At 37.7% G+C, this 18372-nt stretch carries 10 protein-coding genes; 8 read left to right on the forward strand and 2 right to left on the reverse strand.

The genetic code is table 11. The features are described from left to right. Nucleotides 1–3: 3 nt before the first annotated feature. Nucleotides 4–3858 carry a trifunctional MMPL family transporter/lysophospholipid acyltransferase/class I SAM-dependent methyltransferase gene (locus D0T60_RS09540; protein WP_163217950.1) on the reverse strand — a complete coding sequence of 1285 codons (3855 nt, stop codon included), beginning with the start codon at nucleotides 3856–3858 and terminating at the stop codon, nucleotides 4–6. Nucleotides 3859–5150: 1292 nt separating this feature from the next. Then, complete coding sequence (locus D0T60_RS09545) at nucleotides 5151–7121, reverse strand: transglutaminase domain-containing protein (RefSeq protein WP_163217951.1); 1971 nt, start codon at nucleotides 7119–7121, stop codon at nucleotides 5151–5153. A 791-nt stretch (nucleotides 7122–7912) separates the two neighbouring features. Here D0T60_RS09545 and D0T60_RS09550 point away from each other — a divergent pair. The 8 genes from D0T60_RS09550 to D0T60_RS09585 all read left to right on the forward strand — a co-directional run bounded on the left by D0T60_RS09550 (nucleotide 7913) and on the right by D0T60_RS09585 (nucleotide 18345). Continuing rightward, complete coding sequence (locus D0T60_RS09550; protein WP_163217952.1) at nucleotides 7913–8527, forward strand: DUF1573 domain-containing protein; 615 nt, start codon at nucleotides 7913–7915, stop codon at nucleotides 8525–8527. 202 nt (nucleotides 8528–8729) lie between these two features. Further along, nucleotides 8730–9035 (forward strand): NVEALA domain-containing protein, encoded by a 306-nt coding sequence (locus tag D0T60_RS09555; protein WP_163217953.1) that lies wholly within the window; start codon nucleotides 8730–8732, stop codon nucleotides 9033–9035. A 67-nt stretch (nucleotides 9036–9102) separates the two neighbouring features. Further along, the gene (locus D0T60_RS09560) at nucleotides 9103–10314 is read left to right on the forward strand and encodes a 6-bladed beta-propeller (RefSeq protein WP_163217954.1); all 1212 of its coding nucleotides are present in this window, start codon (nucleotides 9103–9105) and stop codon (nucleotides 10312–10314) included. 85 nt (nucleotides 10315–10399) lie between these two features. Next, nucleotides 10400–11287 (forward strand): signal peptidase I, encoded by an 888-nt coding sequence (lepB, locus tag D0T60_RS09565; protein ID WP_163217955.1) that lies wholly within the window; start codon nucleotides 10400–10402, stop codon nucleotides 11285–11287. Nucleotide 11288: 1 nt separating this feature from the next. Continuing rightward, on the forward strand, nucleotides 11289–13133 hold the full coding sequence (locus D0T60_RS09570; protein WP_163217956.1) for an O-antigen ligase family protein: 1845 nt from the start codon (nucleotides 11289–11291) through the stop codon (nucleotides 13131–13133). Between the two features lie 18 nt (nucleotides 13134–13151). Beyond that, entirely contained in the window at nucleotides 13152–14219 is a 1068-nt protein-coding gene (locus D0T60_RS09575) for an efflux RND transporter periplasmic adaptor subunit (protein ID WP_163217957.1), read from the forward strand. Continuing rightward, nucleotides 14216–17296, forward strand: a complete 3081-nt coding sequence (locus D0T60_RS09580; RefSeq protein ID WP_163217958.1) for an efflux RND transporter permease subunit — start codon at nucleotides 14216–14218, stop codon at nucleotides 17294–17296. Before D0T60_RS09575 ends, D0T60_RS09580 begins: the two co-directional genes overlap by 4 nt. A gap of 2 nt (nucleotides 17297–17298) precedes the next feature. Then, on the forward strand, nucleotides 17299–18345 hold the full coding sequence (locus D0T60_RS09585; RefSeq protein WP_163217959.1) for a BF3164 family lipoprotein: 1047 nt from the start codon (nucleotides 17299–17301) through the stop codon (nucleotides 18343–18345). Nucleotides 18346–18372 lie beyond the last annotated feature (27 nt).

The following is an 18372-nucleotide window of genomic DNA, read 5'->3' on the forward strand; positions in this document are numbered from 1 at the left end:
GTATCAACCCTTTCTGAATAGGTAAATGGTGTTTGAGGTATATTTGTCGTTCTTCATAATCTCCAGCTTCATATTGCATTCATTTGCGATCTTATGCATTTGCTCTTGTGAGGTAAAGCATAGTTTCTCTTTGGTTTTGTTAAAACCTAAGATGCGGGTAGATAACAATTCGGTAAAGCGGGTCAGTTTATGCTTCTTTTCATCGGAAGAATTGCCGTCTCGTACAATAATCAGCCCGTCGGGAAGCAATAACTGTATGCACTTCTTTAGTAATGCAGATTGATCTTCATCGCTCATATAATGCAGCATATCACTCAATATAAAGACATTGCTTGGCGGAAGGTCATATTCCAACGCATCTGCATAAACAAATTGGGTCTGTTCTCTTTTAAGCCAACCGTGATGGGCTACCGCAATTTTTTCTTCATCATAGTCAATGCCTAATAGCTGACGCTGCTTCGATAACATAGAAAGCATATAACAGAGTGAACCCAGTCCGCAACCTATATCCGTTATTTGTCCGTGAGTGGGGATAAGCTCGTTGAAAAGGCGATAATTCTTTTCCATACGTACTTTTATACGGATGTACCATTCTTCCACAGGGCCTTTATAAATGTAGTTTTGCACCAATGATTCATAAAAGAAAGGATTATCGGGGGTATCTTTTTGTGCGCAAAGTGTGGCATACCGCTCGCGCATAAATGCGGATATCTTCTTGGTACGTTCCTGATAGGTAGCACCCCAGGAAGCATCTTGCGGACTGATACGAGGCAATATCTCAGAAGCCATCATCCCCTTACGTAAGTTAAAAGGCTGGGCTTTGGAAGCCACGCGCCAATTACCATACAGCAACACAGGAATAATATCTAACTGAAGAACGTCTGCCAGGTAGAAGGCTCCTTTATGGAAGCGTTTCATTTGTCCGTTGAGGCTACGGGTTCCTTCGGGGAAAACGGCGATGGAATAGCCTTTATCTACCTTTTGTTTCAGGTAATCTACAGATAGTTCGTACCCGTCTCCCGCATAGTAAAAATCTACATAGCGAATAATAGCCCCAAACAAGGGAGATTTCCACACCCACTTCTTAGTTACCATAACTATTTTAGGAGCCAGTGAAAGGATCACCAGTATGTCGATAAACGATTGATGATTGGCTACAATAATACCCGGCTTTTTAAAAGTCTCATTAGCCTGATTTATTCTTTCTTTCTTCACAAAGGTGCTTACGGCAAGAATAAACCGACAACTACGATGAATCATCAAGCTTATAATCTGCTTCTTTTTAGCCTTCTTTACAGGTACAATAATCAGGATCAGCATAGTTAGCCAAATACATACACACCCACCAAAAAACAACAGGAAAAACAAGGCAGTGCGAAGTAAACCTAACAATGTATAAGGAGGAAGCCCTTTAGCCGCAGGACGGGCAATAAAGAAATTAAAGAAAATAGGCTGTATGGTATAGGCCACCAAAACTACAGCGATCATACCTAATATAGAAATGGAAGAGATGGTTTGTAAAGCCGGATGCTTAGCAAATACCAATACACCCATACCCACAATCATGGTAAAGGCAGAAAAGAAAATGGCGGTTTTATGAGAAGCAAGCACTTTCTGTCCGGTCCGGTATTTACTTTGAAGGCCGTCCATAATAAAGATGCTGAAATCATCGCCAATACCAAATATAAAGGTAGAAAGGATAATATTCACAATATTAAACTCAATACCGAAAAGCCCCATGATCCCTACAATAATGACCCAACTGATCAGCATGGGCAGAAAACTCATGAGGGTAAGTTCTATTCTGCCGTAAGAAATCCATAAGGCAAAGAATACGATGAAAGAAGATATAAACAGAATCAGGTAAAAGTCATCGTTAACAGCAGATACCCACTTATTGGTGAAGTAAGCGCGATCGAATATCACTACCTGAGATTCTTTATCAAAAGCTTTGTAAACGTCTTCTTTAATCGTATTATCAAGCCTTACCTGGGTAACGAGCATGGTCAAATCATCGGTTGAGGTTTGCCATTCCGAGAGTAGCCTATTACCCATTTCATCATTCTCTTTCTGATAATCGAGTAAGGTGAAAGAACTGTTCAGCCAGTTATAAAAGCCGTCGAAAGAGCTTCTTCGAAACCCGTAACGTTTGGCTTCTTCTTCAATCCTCTCTTGCAAAAGCGCCTTTTTATCGTTCGTCCAATAGTCGTTCCACTGTTGCAGTCTTTTCTCCTGCTCTCTTTGGGGAATAATAAATTGCCGGACGGAAGCATAATCAGTTACTTCTCCTTTAGATTTTAATACTTCCAGCTTCTTATTTGTTTCTGCATAAGAAGAGGCAGCCTCTTCCATATTTGCTCCGGTGCTTATAAAGAGAATCGTTTTACCGTGTTCATCGAAAAAGGTATTCAGCTTATTTTCGGCTTGTTTTAAATGCTTGGGTTCGTAGCTTAGTACCTGCATGTTTTCGTTGAAACCGACCTTTTGCGAAGTAAACAGGCAAATCAGGGTGATAATAAGCAGGCTACCCACCAGCCATTTGTTTTTCTCAAATGAATAGGCATTGAGGCGTTCAATCCAATTTAATACTTTTCCTTGCTTGATATGGGCTTGCCCTTTCAGGAAGTGTGGCAGATAGATGAGGCAGAATAAGGTAGTTCCCACCAATGCCAGCGAAGCAAACAAGCCGAAGTCTCTCAGCAGATTGGAACTGGTAAAAAGCAAGCCGACAAATGCGCCAATGGTAGTAAAGCTGCCCACAGTCAGTGGATAAGCGATTTCTTTAATCAATTGTTTAACAGAGTGTACATGGTTTTGATGAGCCAGCATGTGAATGGAATAGCTCAAAGCAATACCGAATACAATAGACCCCGTCCCTACGGCAATGGCAGATATCGTTCCTTTGATAAAGTAAATGAAGCATAACGCAAACAATCCTCCAAATAAAACGGGAGTAATGATAAGTGGTATGGCTCTTTTGCGTTTAAAAACAAGTGATATAAAGACTACAATAATCAACAAGGCAATAGCCGAAGTTATAATAGTATCTTTCTTTATTTGCCTCGCATTATAAACTCCTACGGTTGGACCACCGAAGTATTCGATCTTTATCTGCGGATTTTCTTTGTTTATCTCTCCAATGGTTTCTTCCAGGGCAGCAATCAAATGTTCGTTTTCGCCTGTACTTCCGGTACCGAATACAGGGGTAATAAACATGAAGGAAGTTCGCCCATCTTTGGTGAAGATATATCCGTCGACCATTTCATAATTAGATTCCAACTGAAAATCCTGTAAGTGCTTCAGTGTATTTGCTCCCAAATGAAGTGGGTCATTCATAATATATTTCCGGAGAGCAATTCCTGCCGGCGAAAGCAGGTTGGAATAATTCTTTTGCATAGCTGCCGCCACAGATGCTTGTGTCAGCAGAGAATCGAAACGAAGGTAATCGGCATCGGTTAAGAAAAGAGGGAGGTAATCATATACAAACTCACTCATTCCTCCTATGATGTTTTCATCGACATGATAGAAAATATCTTTGATGTGTGTATTCCCCAAACGGGTTGTTAGTTTGTCGCTTAGTTGGGTGCTTGCCTCTGCAAATACTTCGGTATCGGGAACGTTGGTAGTATCAACCACCGAGAACATCACAATCAGTTTATCTTTGATTTTCAGGTTTTCGAATACTTTCCCTGCCACTTCAGCATCCTTGGTATCGGGTAAGAACCGGCTTACGTTTTCCTCAAAGCGTACCTGGAAAGCGTAATAACTCATCACTGCCACACATAGAATGAGAGATAAATACAGGATGGTCTTTCTTCTCTGAAAAAAGTCGTATAATCGAATAAACAGTTGTGTCATCGAAAGGCAAAGATAATGTTTCCTTTTTAGTATTTTTGCATACTATGAAGATTTTGAATGTGATATTTTGCAATTACATGCTTTGGTTTAAAAAGGTTGTTGTACACGAACATGGCATTATTCCCTCTGCTTTCACAGTGCTGGGAGTTGTTATATTATTGCCTTTATGTGTTGTTATGGACAGTTTTATAGAATTTCGTAATAACGATGAACGTGCAATGTATACAATGGGTTTAAGTGCATTGATTTATGCTACCTTGTATTTTTTATTGTTATTTAAGGGCAAAGCGCAAATAATATTAGAGACTAAACCTGTATTATTCAATAGTGACATAATATCGGAAACTGTTACTTTTTTAATAACTATGTTATCGGTTTGCAGTGTTTTATGGACTTAATTGAAATTATAAACTTTGTACGATGAAAAGCGACTAATTGTTATGTGCCCATCATAATCGCGTACCAACATGATGCTTAAGGTGGGATAATTTAGCGGAAAATAATATTGTTTTGAAGGAAATGGGTACGCTGAAAAAACGGAATGAACGGATGAACGCGGAAGATATATTTCTGTCCTTATGTGGCAAAAAATAATTCCGCGTATCTATCCTCATTTACTTTAATTTAAATTTAGCCACGGATTACGCAGATTAGGCGGATTTTTAAACACGGATTTTAATTTGTGATATAAAGTAGTAAGATATTTATCCGTGTTTTAAAATCCGTGCAATCCAGTGTCATCCGTGGCTTAAAAAAACAATCCGGTTTCAATCATTTCCAAACCGTTATGAACTAATAATGAACATCTACTTATTTATAGAACGCATGATTCATAAGCGAAACGTTACTTCAATTATCCGAAGATTCTAACCCGGTGATATTTTACTATGAAACACTTGCCCGTTAGGGCATACATGTGGGTAAAGATACCCTATTATTTAGACATAAAAGAGTACTAAATGATAATGCGTATGCCCTGAAATTCACCAAAAAAACCTATGTTCAGATCGATTTTTTCGATCAAAAAGTGTCACAAGTGTCACACAGCGTTCTAACAAGTTGATTTACAGGATCAAATAGTGGGTGATACTTTTCAAAAAAGCATCACAGAAGTGTCACAAGTGTCACGCTGTGACTCGTCCTGATTGACTTTTCCTGATTTTGACTGGCGGTTTCAAACTTCTTTCTCCACCCGGATGGAGGCGATTTCTCCACCCGGATGGAGGAAGTTGCTCCACCCGGATGGGGCAGGGTTCTACATCCGGGTGTGGAGGAATTTTCTTTGGCGTCTTTCACCACCACACCTGTTTTCCGTGTTCATACGTAAAGATTCGTTCCTCTTTTCCTTTCGTTAGGTTTCTCAATAGGAATAAGGCGTTACTTGGACAGTTCTCGTAAGTAAGGGCGATGTAATCGGCCGTTTTCCGACCTAAGGATTGCCACTTATTGTTTCCCCAGTATAAAAGTTCATATTCATCTCCTATTTCAATGCAATTCCCATCGTTCCGAGGTAAGTAGACTATATGGTCTATTTTTACAGGTTTGCCAAAATCCAATCCCACCCAGCATCCGTTCTTTTCGGGGGCATCAAAAAACGTTAGCGCATCCCGATCGAATGTGGCTTCTTTGGCATATTGGTTACCTTTTCGAAAAGAACCTTGTGTGCCTATTATTTTGCCTATGGTAGGTTGAATAGAGTCTTTTTCGTAGAAGAAAAGTTCTGCCATATTGCAATGAGCTCCATTGGGAGGATAATAACGCCAATAACGAGCACTATCATCTGCTTCGCTCAAATCTACGCTTTGTGCATAAATACCTAATTCTGTGATGGTGTGTATGGTCGTTGAATCTTTAAAAAGAGAATCGGTTGCTATTTGGAACTTTCCTCCTACAACACGTTCTGCAACCTTGTATAGATTCTCGAAAGGAGGAAACTTACGTTTTAAAACTAATGTTTGCCGGGTAAGAGTGTCGGGAATAAGTTGGACTTGATTTCCGGAAACTGTTAATATTATGGGAGCTGAAAAAGGTTTAATGCCAGTAGCTTCGTAAAAAACAGGTAAGTAGACAATTCTTTTCCCCATTTTATCGAATGTAACTTTATCTTTCTTTGATATCTTACCATAATGTATTGGCACCCATTTCTCATTGTCGAAAACAGCCAGATAAGCATAAGTATGTTTATGAGAAGATTCGATGGAAAGGTTGATATCGCATGTTGTAAGATATTCCGGAGTGACATCCTTCATGAATAGATTGTTGAAAGTAGACGGAATATATTTTTCTTTTCCATGTATTTCTAAGATCTCTTTATTGATTGCATACGTTTTCCTAAAGACCTTAGCCATAGGGTGTTCTTCTTTGTGTGGTGTAGCCGGACTTTGACCTGTGCCTTCATAAACAACTTTTTTTCCGGATGTTTCTATCAATACATTCCAACTATGCCCTAAAGAACGAAAAGGCCATTGAGGGGTGAAATCCATGATCGTAGGGATTCCTTTGGCTCTCATCACAGATAAGGCAAGAATATTGTAGTCTTCACATACTCCGAATGGTATTTGGGTGAGGGTATTCATCTTTCTTACTGGGATAATGCCCGGTTCATTAACTAAACGAGGCTTTGTGCTATCTTTAAGTGCCCGATTGACGGCTTCGCAAGCATTATATGCCGCATTTTTAAATAAATGGCAATAATGGAGTTTTTTAATGTTGCCGTTACAATAATCCTTAAAATATGCACGCCAGTTATCCAATATCTGCCCTTCACAACTTTTATAGGGAAGAATATACTCGCAGAAATCATCAAAATTAATGTGGAGAGACCATTCTCCATTTAGCCAAACATCAAAAGAACGGTCGATATTGTCAATCAGATAATTGGCCTTTATGATGTGGATATCCGGCACAAATCCTTGATTTTCTGTGTATAGATCTCTTACTTGTCGAAAAAGACTGTCTTTTACGGTATTGTTTTGGTTTTTATAAATAAGAGCAACCGAATCTAATTGATGGTGATACCTATTTATATAAGAAGTGTCTTTGTAAGAATAGTGTCCAGGCATGTTTTCTATCAGGAAACAAGCAGCTTGGTACTTTAGGTTATCTTCTGGCTTTTGGCTATAATGAGACAATACTTTCTCTAATTCTTGTCTATTATCTCCTGCAATGGCTAATGCGTTTTCTAATGAATTGTTCTTCTCTTTACATGAAGCTAATAGAATGATGCATATCAGATTAAAGAGAATTAAGAGTTTCTTTTTCATAATATATATGTATTTAGTTGCAGATGAAAATGTTTTGACGGATGTTTCCATTGAGAAATATTCTGTATCCTCAAAGATATGATTTATAGTATTCTAAATACTGGAATAATTAAGTTATATTTTAGGTTGGCAGGTAGATTTAATACTTTGGCAGGTAGATTTACATATCGTTTTGTGATGTAAGAATTCTCTAAAAAATAAATCTCCCTGCCAAAGTATTAAATCTCCCTGCCAACGGAGAAAAAATAGTAAAAAATGTTCTTCTCCTTTTCCTTGAATACATATATTTATCAACGTAAATGGGATATGTAGAATTATACTGGTTTTGAAAAAAATATAAATGAATATAAGTCTCTAAGAAACCACCTTTGGAAGAATGAAGCATCTCTGTTAATTTATGACGAAAATATGATAGAAAAAATATTGAAATAAGATTAGAATTGCGAATGAAATCATCTCAATGTTTCGGTAAAGAAATCCTTCGATAATGATAGAGTAACCTTTAAAAACTAAAAGATATAAAAATGATACAAAAGAGTATTCAAATTGCATTAATTCTATTATTGATTTGTGTTTCCTCGTGTAAGAAGGACTCGAGGAGAATGGAAGCTGAGAAGATAGTGGCTGAATGGGTGGGGAAAGAGATTGTTTTTCCGACGGATGTTCGGTGTACGTATATGGGGAAGGATACAGTTTGTCCAGAGGTGAATACTCCTTATAAGATACTGGTGTATACGGATTCGGTGGGGTGTACGAGTTGTAAATCTCGTCTTGATCAATGGAATCTGTTCTTGAAAGAAGCAGAATTGCAAATGTTGGGGCAAGTGAGTTTCTTATTCTATTTTCACCCTAAAAATAAGGCTGAACTTCAGACCTTATTGATGCAAGGAAATTTTAGGCAGATCATATTTGCAGATCATGCAAATAAATTAAATGAACTCAATGATTTTCCGGATGAAAGAGAATATCAATGTTTTCTTTTGAACGAAAAAAATCAGGTTGTGTTGATTGGAAATCCTGCAATTAATCCAAAACTTTGGGATATTTATAAACAGGCTGTTATGGGAGAGAATCTTATTCAGTACAATAAGGTTGAAAAAACAACTATTGAGATAAAGCAAACAGAAATAGAGTTAGAAGAACTTAGTGTTCATGAAACAACTACAAAAGTATTTGTTCTGAAAAACACAGGAAATGCTCCCCTATTGATAAATAATATATCATCTTCTTGTGGGTGTACAGTACCTGAATGGGATAAACACCCAATAAACTCAGGAGATTCAACAGAAATAAAAGTGAAAGTAACCCCAGATGTTTCTGGCTTTTTTCGGAAATCGATAAAGGTTTCTTGTAATATACAAGAAGAGGTTATTCAACTTGTAGTGAGAGGAATGATTAAAGAATAAACACAGGGAGAAAAAGAAGGGCGAAACTTTGTCAGCGCTTGTAATGGAGACAATTGGTCTCGCCCTTAACTCTCCCCTCATTAAATAAGGAAAGGAGGTGTAAGGCAAAGGTAGAAATAAAAAATGAAGTCTATTTGACTTAAGTTGTTGAAAGGATAAATACAACAAATAAATCAAGTAATTAAATTGAAATAAAGAAAATATGAAAAAAAAGATTCTAAGTGGATTTGCCGTTTTGGTGGTAGCTTCAGTTGCGACTTTTAATGTGAATTTAAATAAAAAAAATGAATTGACAACTTTGAAATTAGCTAATATTGAAGCACTTGCACAATCAGAAACAGAAACTTCTAAAGGAACTTGTGGTTCTTATGGATTTACAGGAGACTCCTATGCTATAGTATGCAATGTTAGTAAAGCAGAAGCTATGGATAATTATAATTGGTGGTATGGTACATCTAATAGAGCATGGTGCTGTGACAGTTGTTCTAGTACATGGTATTGTGGCTAATTAAATTAAGAATTCAAATACTTCCTTGAATTGGAATATATTCAAGGAAGTATAAAAAATGAATAACATGAAATTAACTCATAAAAATTACAGTTTCATTATATATATATTAGGAATTGTTTTTATATATAGTTGCAAAGACAAGAGAGAGCAAACTCATATAGAAAGACCTTATAATGATAATTTTTATTTTCTTGATTTCGAAAAAGAACTTGAAAATCTAAATTATGAGATAGACACTATTACTATTAATTCTATAGCAAAAAATATTGAGTTTGTTAATTTTGAAGCAACAGAAAGGTCATTGTTGAGTGACTTGAATTTGATGGTGGCAGAAAGTGATGACGATTATTATGTTTCTTCAGGTATGTTTCATACTTCAAGTGGTGTTCTTCGATTTGATTTACATGGAAAATTCAAGGAAAGTTTAATTGAAAAAGGACAAGGACCTTTGGAGTTACCTTATTTAAATTTCTGGAGTATGAATGATTCTTTAAATTTGGTAAGTATGTTTGGGTCAGCCATAAAAACAATTTCATATAACACGCATAACTATACAAAACACTCATTCTTATTGGAATCTTATGGAGGGCATCCTATACAGTTGAACGATTCTACTTATGTTGCCTATACAAGTGTTTTCCCTGCTATGGATAATGATGTGCCATATTTTGTTTTTTTTGACTCCAATGGTGAAATTGTTCATTCACTTCACTATCCCCAAGGGCATAATGTAGGATATGAAGTTAGTCAAGATCATCCTCAAGGGCTCATATATGAAGGATATGGTATATTTAAGGATCATAAAAATAATGCACTGCTGAAAGATGTGTTTAATGACACTATTTACAAGGCTAAATCCAAAGATGAGATTCTACCTTATATATGTACTTATCGTGGAAAAATGACTCCTCAGCATCGTTTTGTAACAGATATCAACCGACAAGCCTCTGTAATATATATACATCATTTAGCAGAAACAGAGAATTATATCTTTACTTCTTATTTGTATAACAAGACTAAACAAACTGCTATATGGGATAAAAGAAGTAGAAATATTATTGCTCGTGTTGTAAATACAGATCAAAGGTCAAGAGAATTTATACGTTATAGACAAATAGTGAAATATCGTACTCCTAAAGGCAATATTGTTTTCTTGAACATGATTTATACTAAGGAGAATGTGATTTATTGTATGTTAAGGGTGGAAGATGCAATGGAGTTTTTACCTAATGTTAACTCAGATAGTAACCCTATCTTAGTTAAATTTTATGTGTAAAAATGCACTTTAAATAGCATGGGCTTAAAATGTTATGATTTTTACTGTATAAATTGAAAGAAGAAATTGGTTTTAATTGAAAAATATGGCAATAAATAACAAAAAAAGTGTTTTAAAACAAAGGTTGAAACATCTAATGCAATGGCTATTATTTCTAACTATAGCCATTGCATTAGCCATATCTCTACGCCTCTTCCTCTTTGCCAAATTTTCCATCCCCACCCCCTCCATGGAGCCTGCCATCAAGGCAGGCGACCAAGTAATAGTCAGCAAGTTAACCCCCGGTGCTCGCATCATAACAAACTTTTTCTCTATGAAAAACAGCGAGGAAGCTCAACTAAAACGAACCCCCGGTTTTGCTATAAAGCGCAATGATGTGTTGATCTTCAATTTCCCTTATTCTGAATGGCATCGTATAACCATAGATATGAATTTATTCTATGCCAAACGCTGTGTAGCTATTCCGGGAGATACCTTTTACATTGAAAATGGCATTTATAAAGTAAAACATTCAATAGATACACTTGGTTGTTATGAAAATCAGCAACATTTGTCGGGTAGAAAAGAATCGGACTTTGACCCTGCCGTTTACCATTGCTTTCCTCACGATGAGCATTATTCTTGGAATATAAAGAATTTCGGTCCTTTATATATTCCCCAAAAGGAGGATGATTTATCCATAGATACGCGGAATATTGTACTTTATAAAAACCTGATTGAATATGAAACGCGCAAAGCAATCAGTACTAAAGATGAGCAAGTATTTATGGCCGATAGCTTAATAACCACCTATAAATTCACTAAGAACTATTATTTCATGGCTGGCGATTATGTGTTCGATTCTAAAGATTCTCGCTATTGGGGGTTGTTGCCCGAAGACCATATTGTAGGGAAAGTGGCTTTTGTGTGGAATACCAAGAATAAAGAAACTGGGAAAGTGAGTTGGGATAGGTTTCTTAAAAGAGTGAATTAGAATGAAGAAAATAACCATAAAACAGATACTAAAATATCTTTGGGAACTAATATGCCTATTAGCCTTTGGAACAGTATTTAGCACAGTCTTTATTATCCTTCCTGAATTAGCACAAAATGTAACCAGTAGTAAATACTTTTGGTTTTATGCCTCTATGGGCATACTCTCATTTTTATTATTCTTCAGATATATTCTTTTTCAATCCCCCATTCATTATCAATTCTCATGGATAGATTTAATAGTAACCTTCATAGTGGGATATAATTTATTTATCTACTGGAATAAAGGTTGCGAAATATCTACTAAGGTCATCTTATTAATACTTTGTAGCATACTCTATTTCTATTTTCGCTTATTTCTTGCAGAACAAAGGAAGAGCCAAAGATATATCCTATTACTTTTCTTAATGTTAACCGGGTTGATAGAAGCTATTTGGGGGCTATGTCAGCTATATGGTTTCACCCCTTCCTATCATGGCTCATTTAAAGTAACAGGTTCTTTATTTAATCCGGGGCCTTATGCGGGTTATTTGGCGATGATTATTCCTATTGCTTTTCATTATATGCTAAAAGATTATAGGGTTCTGAATAAGAGATGGAATATCCGTTTCTTTGTTTTTTACCTCCGTTGGGGAGTAGCAACTCTTACGTTTATTGCCATATTAATTATTTTACCTGCTGCTATGAGTCGGGCCTCTTGGCTGGGAGCTATAGGAGGATGTATATGGGTTGGAGTAATTTATTTACTTCGTCATTTTCGAATCAGGCAATATATTGTTATTCATAAAAAAAGAATGACTATATTGGCAATTATATTGTTGGGTTGCTTTTGCGCAGGCGGTGCAGGTTTGTACTTCTTGAAGAAAGATTCTGCTGATGGCAGAGCATTGATGTGGAAAGTCTCTTTGCAAGCCATTCCTCATTATCCGATGGGAGTGGGGTTGGGTTATTTTCCGGGTATTTATGGCAATGAGCAAGCTACTTATTTTGCATCAGGACAAGCAACAGAGCAGGAGGAATATGTAGCCGGAAGCCCGGAATATGCTTTCAGTGAGTATCTGCAAGTTTGTTTGGAACAGGGAATTCTTGTTTTCGTTTTATTAGTGATTATGATAGGAATCGCTTTATGTACAGGTTATAAGAAAAACTATATGGCAGAGATGGGAGCACTATGTGCTTTGTTGATTTTTGCATTCATGTCTTATCCTTTTAGTATCCTCCCTTTTGTTATTGTTTTGGCTTATTTGTTAGCGGCATGTGGTTCCCTCGCTATCAAAAAGAGAGAAGTAAACTCAGAGAAGAGGACGAATCGTGTATTAGCACTCGTTGGGTTTGCCATTACTATATTGTGTCTTTATAATCGATACCCAACTTATCAGGCTTATAAAGATTGGAGAATTTCTCAGATGCTATATAATCTTGGGCATTATCCGCAAGCTCAAAAAGCATATACGGAATTAGAACTTTATTTGGAGGATCAAGTCAATTTCCTATTTGAATATGGACGTATATTATCCCAAACCGAAACTTATAAAGAAAGTAACCGAATCCTGAAAAAAGGAGCCAAGCTAAGTGCCGACCCCATGTTTTACAATATTATGGGGAAGAATTATCAGGCAATGAAAGAGTATAACGAAGCTGAAAATGCTTTGCTAAAATCCACTCATTTAGTCCCTAACCGTATGTATCCTTGGTATCTTCTAACAAAATTATATATTGAAATGGGGTTGGAAGAAAAAGCAGTTGAAACAGCAAAAGTTGTTTTGACTAAAGAGCCGAAAGTACATTCCACGGCTGTGGAAGAAATGAGAATGGAAGTGAAAGAACTGATTAAATCAAAAAAATAATCCTATATCACCAAAAATATGAAAATACAACTAATCCCTGTAGCAGTCGCCCTACTGATCCTATCCTCCTGCTCCTCCCAAAAAGCAGAAGAGAAGGCAGAAGAGAGTGATAAAAAGACTACCGAAGTAGTCAATGAAAAACCGGTAGAAGTAAAAGCTAAACTTTTAACCTCTTCCGATTTCGCTTACGAGTTGATCTGCAACGGCACCATCGTCGCCATGCAAAAAGCCGATCTCCGCTTTCAATCTCAGGATATCATCCGGAAGATTTATGTAAAGAACGGGCAGCGAGTGCGCAAAGGCGAGAAGCTTGCCGAACTCGATAAGTTTAAACTGGAGATAGCCTTTCTGCAAGCCAAAGAATCTTTGGAGCGTGCCCGCTTAGATTTGCAGGATGTACTAATAGGGCAAGGATATGCCCTTAGCGACACTGCCAAAGTTTCTCATGAAGTGATGAAAATTGCCAAGATCAGGAGTAACTATGAGCAAAGCGAAAATAACTACAAGGTAGCCGAATACAACTTAAAAGCTGCTACTCTATATGCCCCTTTTGATGGGGTAGTAGCCAACCTGACAGCCAAAGAATATAATCAACCGGGAGGCGATGCCTTTTGCACACTGATTAATAACTATACGCCCGAAGTTGTATTCAACATTCTCGAAAACGAACTTCCCTTTACCAAGATCCACGATAAAGTCATTGTTTCTCCTTTCTCACAACCCGGTCATAAGGTAGAAGGGCGAATCTCCGAAATCAATCCGCTGATTGATAAAAACGGTATGGTAAAAGTAAAAGCTGTACTTACCAATAAAGACAATACTTTCTACGAAGGTATGAACGTAAAAATACATGTGCAACGTTTATTGGGCGAACAACTGGTGATTCCTAAATCAGCGCTGGTGTTGCGTACCAACCGCAAAGTGGTGTTTACACTTAAAAACGGACAGGCCAATTGGGTATATGTAGCCACCGAACAGGAGAACTCAGATAGCTATGTGGTGACAGAAGGTCTGCAAGCAGGCGATAGCATTATTTATGAAGGGAATATTAACCTGGCTCACGAAACAAAAGTACAAGTACAATGATCAGGTACATCGTAAATCATCCGATATCCGTTATCATGGTTTTTGTGGCCCTTTTTATTCTGGGCATCATTACCTATATCAATATCCCGGTATCGCTTCTGCCTGATATTGCTATTCCGGAAATGACCGTGCAAGTATCTGCAAGCAATACCTCTGCGCGGCAATTGGAAAACACAGTGGTTCGTCCGTTGAGGCAACAACTGATGCAGGTAGGTAAACTTCGCAATATATACAGCGAAACCCGCGACGGAAATGGCGTTATCCATTTAAGCTTTGAATATGGTACCGATACAGACCTGGCTTTTATAGAAGTCAATGAAAAAATAGACGGTGCCATGAATTACCTGCCCAAAGAGTCGGAGCGTCCGCGAGTAATTAAAGCAAGTGCTACCGATATACCCGTATTTAACCTGGCACTGACTCTTCAAGCCGACAGTTGTTTTGAAGAAACAGATATGCCTAAGTTTATGGAGTTGAGTGATTTTGCCGAATCGGTGATACGAAGGCGATTCGAGCAATTACCACAAGTAGCTATGATCGACATCTCCGGCTTGGTAAAGAAACAAATACTTATATCGCCCAACGAAGAGATGATGGAAGTCAGTGGCATTACCTTATCCGATATAGAAGGAGCCCTGAATAATAACAACTCAGAACCCGGCAGTATGACCGTTCGTGAGGGGTATTATGAATACGTCATTCGTTTCTCGTCCGTGCTCAGAACTATTGAAGATGTTCAGCATATTTATATTCGTAAACACGACCGGATTTATCAGCTTAAAGACCTGGCAACGGTTGCAGCCGCTCCCGAGAAAGAAAAAGGGATGGTTATTTACAATGGCAAGCGCGCCATTCTACTTTCGGTGATAAAACAGTCGGAAGAGAATATGAGCGACATGCAGAAAACCATGAATAAAGAGGTGGAACGCTTCCGGGAAGAGTTTCCGGAGATTGAAATGAATATGACCCAGAACCAAACAGAACTCTTGGATTATACCATTTCTAACCTGCAACAAAACCTCTTATTGGCTTTTCTTTTTGTATTCTTTGTCTCTGTTTTCTTTTTGAAAGACAGTCGTTTATCGGTAATCATCGGTCTGGCGCTTTTTGTATCCCTCATCATTAGTTTACTTTTCTTTTACCTGTTCCGCATTTCACTGAATGTGGTTTCTCTGACAGGGCTGATATTAGCCTCCGGTAATATGATCGATAACTCGATTGTGGCTGCCGACAATATTTCACAGTACAGGCAGCGTGGTTTTTCTATTCCTGATGCTTGTGTGGTTGGTACCAAAGAAATCAGTCTTCCGATGTTAAGTTCTGCCTTGACAAATATCTCGGTCTTTATCCCCCTTATTTTTATGAGTGGTATTGCCGGGTCGCTCTTTTCCGATCAGGCTTTTTCGGTAACTATTGGGTTGATGATTTCTTATTTAACGGGGATTATGCTTATCCCTGTATTGTATAAACTGATCTATCGCACCAATCACAAAGCAATAACCGGCGAAGTTGAGGCAGAAACTCTGCAAGACCATGAGAGTCAGGCGTTTGCTTTTAGGATGTATGATGCAGGGATTCAGTGGGTGTTTTCTCATAAGGTACTTACCGGCATTCTGATTCTGGGTACCCTTCCGTTATGTGTATTACTTTTTATAGTGATTCCCAAAGAAAAGATGCCCGATATTAAACAGAATGAATTGTTGATAAATATCGACTGGAATGAGAATATTCACCTACAAGAGAATTATCAACGTTGTTTATCCTTTGGAGAGGTCTTGACCCAATTGGCAGAAGAAACCTCTACTTTGGTAGGAGAGCAGCAATTTGCTTTGAACCGGGATAAGGAACAAACCTCCGGCGAATCTCAGTTCTATGTGAGAACACAGAACGCAGCAGACATTTTACCTTTGAAAGATCGCGTATTAAGTTACTTCAAAGAAAACTACCCACTTGCTCTGGTGAGTTTCTCGCCAACCGGAACCATCTTCGAGAAGATCTTTTCCACAGGAGAAGCAGACCTTGTTGTTGAATACTATGCCACCAACAAAGCAACCCAGATAGAACCTGCTACAATCCGGCAGATGGAACACAATATGGAGACGTTAACCGGAGAGTCATTTGTAGGAAATGCCTTTCAGCGTCAATTAGATTTGCACATCAACCGAGAGAAGCTACTTCTTTACAATGTGTCTTATGATTGGGTATATAGAGCATTGCGAACTGCATTCAAGGAAAATCGCTTTGCGACACTTCGCTCTCAGCAACAGTACTTACCGGTAGTGTTGGGAGGTGAAGAAAAGGAGGTTCACGACATTCTTCATGAAACATTGATCGAGGTTTCTTCCAATCCGGATGGCACACGCAATAAAGTACCTTTATCCTCCTTTGTATCTGTCACTCAGTCCGAAGACCTGAAAAAGATTGTAGCCGGAAAGTCGGGCGAATACATTCCATTCTACTATAATGATACACAGAAGCCGGAGCAGATTATGGAGAAAGTAGAGGAAGAAGTACTCAAAGATAGAGATTGGGAAGTAGAATTCTCCGGAACCTTCTTCTCCAATCGAAAAATGATTAATGAAATGATCGTTATCATGTTCGTATCTATACTACTGATGTTTTTTATCCTATCTGCCCAGTTTGGGAACTTTAAGCAGCCCTTTATTATTCTCTTTGAGATACCTATTGATATAACATTTGCCCTTGCTCTGTTATTAATCACTGGCCATTCGCTCAATTTAATGTCGGCTATTGGTCTAATTGTAACCACGGGGATTATTATTAACGACTCTATTTTGAAGGTCGATGTCATGAATCAGCTTCGTAAAGAAGGCTTCCGGTTAATGGATGCCATTCATGAAGCAGGACGAAGACGTTTGAAGGCGATTCTGATGACCAGTTTCACCTCCATTGTCTGCATGGTTCCATTACTGTTTACCAATGATTTGGGATCGCAATTGGAAAAGCCGTTGGCTATTGCCACCATTGGAGGGATGTTGATAGGAACTCCGGTGAGTTTGTTTGTGGTGCCGTTGATTTATTGGTTGATTTATAGGAAAGAAGAAAAATACACTTGATTATGTGGAAAAGTACAATCATTCTAATTACATCTATTTTCATATTAGTTTCATGTAAGCCTCAAAAAGATGAGTATAACCCTCCGGTATTTCCGATATCAGAGAAGCTCTCTTCTCAAGCTATTTCGGAAGAGCTAATAATCGGCACTCCCTATGACATGTTTGTTCATGGAGATTACATCTTTATTTTAGCTTTTACAGAAGAACATTGGCTACAGGCTTACGATAAACATACAGGCGATTTTGTAGGTAAGTTTGCAAGGAAAGGACAAGGACCCAATGAATTGATAATGGGTACTAATCTTACCTTTAATAGTGAAACTCATATTTTGTCTATTTATGATTCGCAATTAAAGAAAGTATTCTATTATCGGATAGGTAATGAACCTTCTGATTTGGTTTCTTTTATAAGAACCGAGAATCTTTATGAATTAGGCGGAGAAAGGGTAGTAAGAAATGCATGGCCTCTTTATACAAGCGGAAATTATTTAATTGATGGACAGCTGGGAGAAGGGGAAGGAGTAAAATCTAAATTGAAAAGATTCCAAATGCTATCTCAAAACGGGATTGTATCAGAATATAATCAATTTCCAATTAGTGCTGAAGATAAATATCTCCCTCATTTACAAACTTGTATCTCTGTCTCCCCCAATCAGGAAAAAATGGCGGTTGGAATTCTTAATGGAGCGATTTTAGAAATGTTTGATTTAAAAGAAAATATAAGTTTGACTAAAGTTCGTAAGTTTTATCCTCCTTCATTTGATGAAGTAGATGGGAGAGTGAAATTTGGAGAAGACATGGTGTTTGGATTTGCTTTTCTCTGTAGCACAGATACTTATATCTATACCATTCTAATTGGAGATAAAGATTCAAATAAGCTTAATAATATTTCTGTCTTTGATTGGGAAGGTAATGAGGTTTGTAGATATGAAACAGATTGTCCGTTGCTTCGACTTTATTCTCCAGTGGATGAACCAGATAAACTATATGGAATAGCTGTGTCTGATAATCAAGAGTTTTATTTGGTTTCGTTTGATCTAAAGCTTTGATAGGCTCAATAATCAGTTTGAGGGTTT

Source organism: Bacteroides sp. 224, assembly GCF_010500995.1.
Lineage (GTDB): Bacteria > Bacteroidota > Bacteroidia > Bacteroidales > Bacteroidaceae > Bacteroides.

Excerpts from the sequence above, each read along its gene's own strand:
- D0T60_RS09560 (WP_163217954.1), top strand. The coding sequence starts at position 9,103 with ATGAAATTAACTCATAAAAATTACAGTTTCATTATATATATATTAGGA.
- D0T60_RS09570 (WP_163217956.1), top strand. The coding sequence starts at position 11,289 with ATGAAGAAAATAACCATAAAACAGATACTAAAATATCTTTGGGAACTA.
- D0T60_RS09555 (WP_163217953.1), top strand. The coding sequence starts at position 8,730 with ATGAAAAAAAAGATTCTAAGTGGATTTGCCGTTTTGGTGGTAGCTTCA.
- D0T60_RS09575 (WP_163217957.1), top strand. The coding sequence starts at position 13,152 with ATGAAAATACAACTAATCCCTGTAGCAGTCGCCCTACTGATCCTATCC.
- D0T60_RS09580 (WP_163217958.1), top strand. The coding sequence starts at position 14,216 with ATGATCAGGTACATCGTAAATCATCCGATATCCGTTATCATGGTTTTT.
- lepB (WP_163217955.1), top strand. The coding sequence starts at position 10,400 with ATGGCAATAAATAACAAAAAAAGTGTTTTAAAACAAAGGTTGAAACAT.
- D0T60_RS09540 (WP_163217950.1), bottom strand. The coding sequence starts at position 3,858 with ATGACACAACTGTTTATTCGATTATACGACTTTTTTCAGAGAAGAAAG.
- D0T60_RS09545 (WP_163217951.1), bottom strand. The coding sequence starts at position 7,121 with ATGAAAAAGAAACTCTTAATTCTCTTTAATCTGATATGCATCATTCTA.
- D0T60_RS09585 (WP_163217959.1), top strand. The coding sequence starts at position 17,299 with ATGTGGAAAAGTACAATCATTCTAATTACATCTATTTTCATATTAGTT.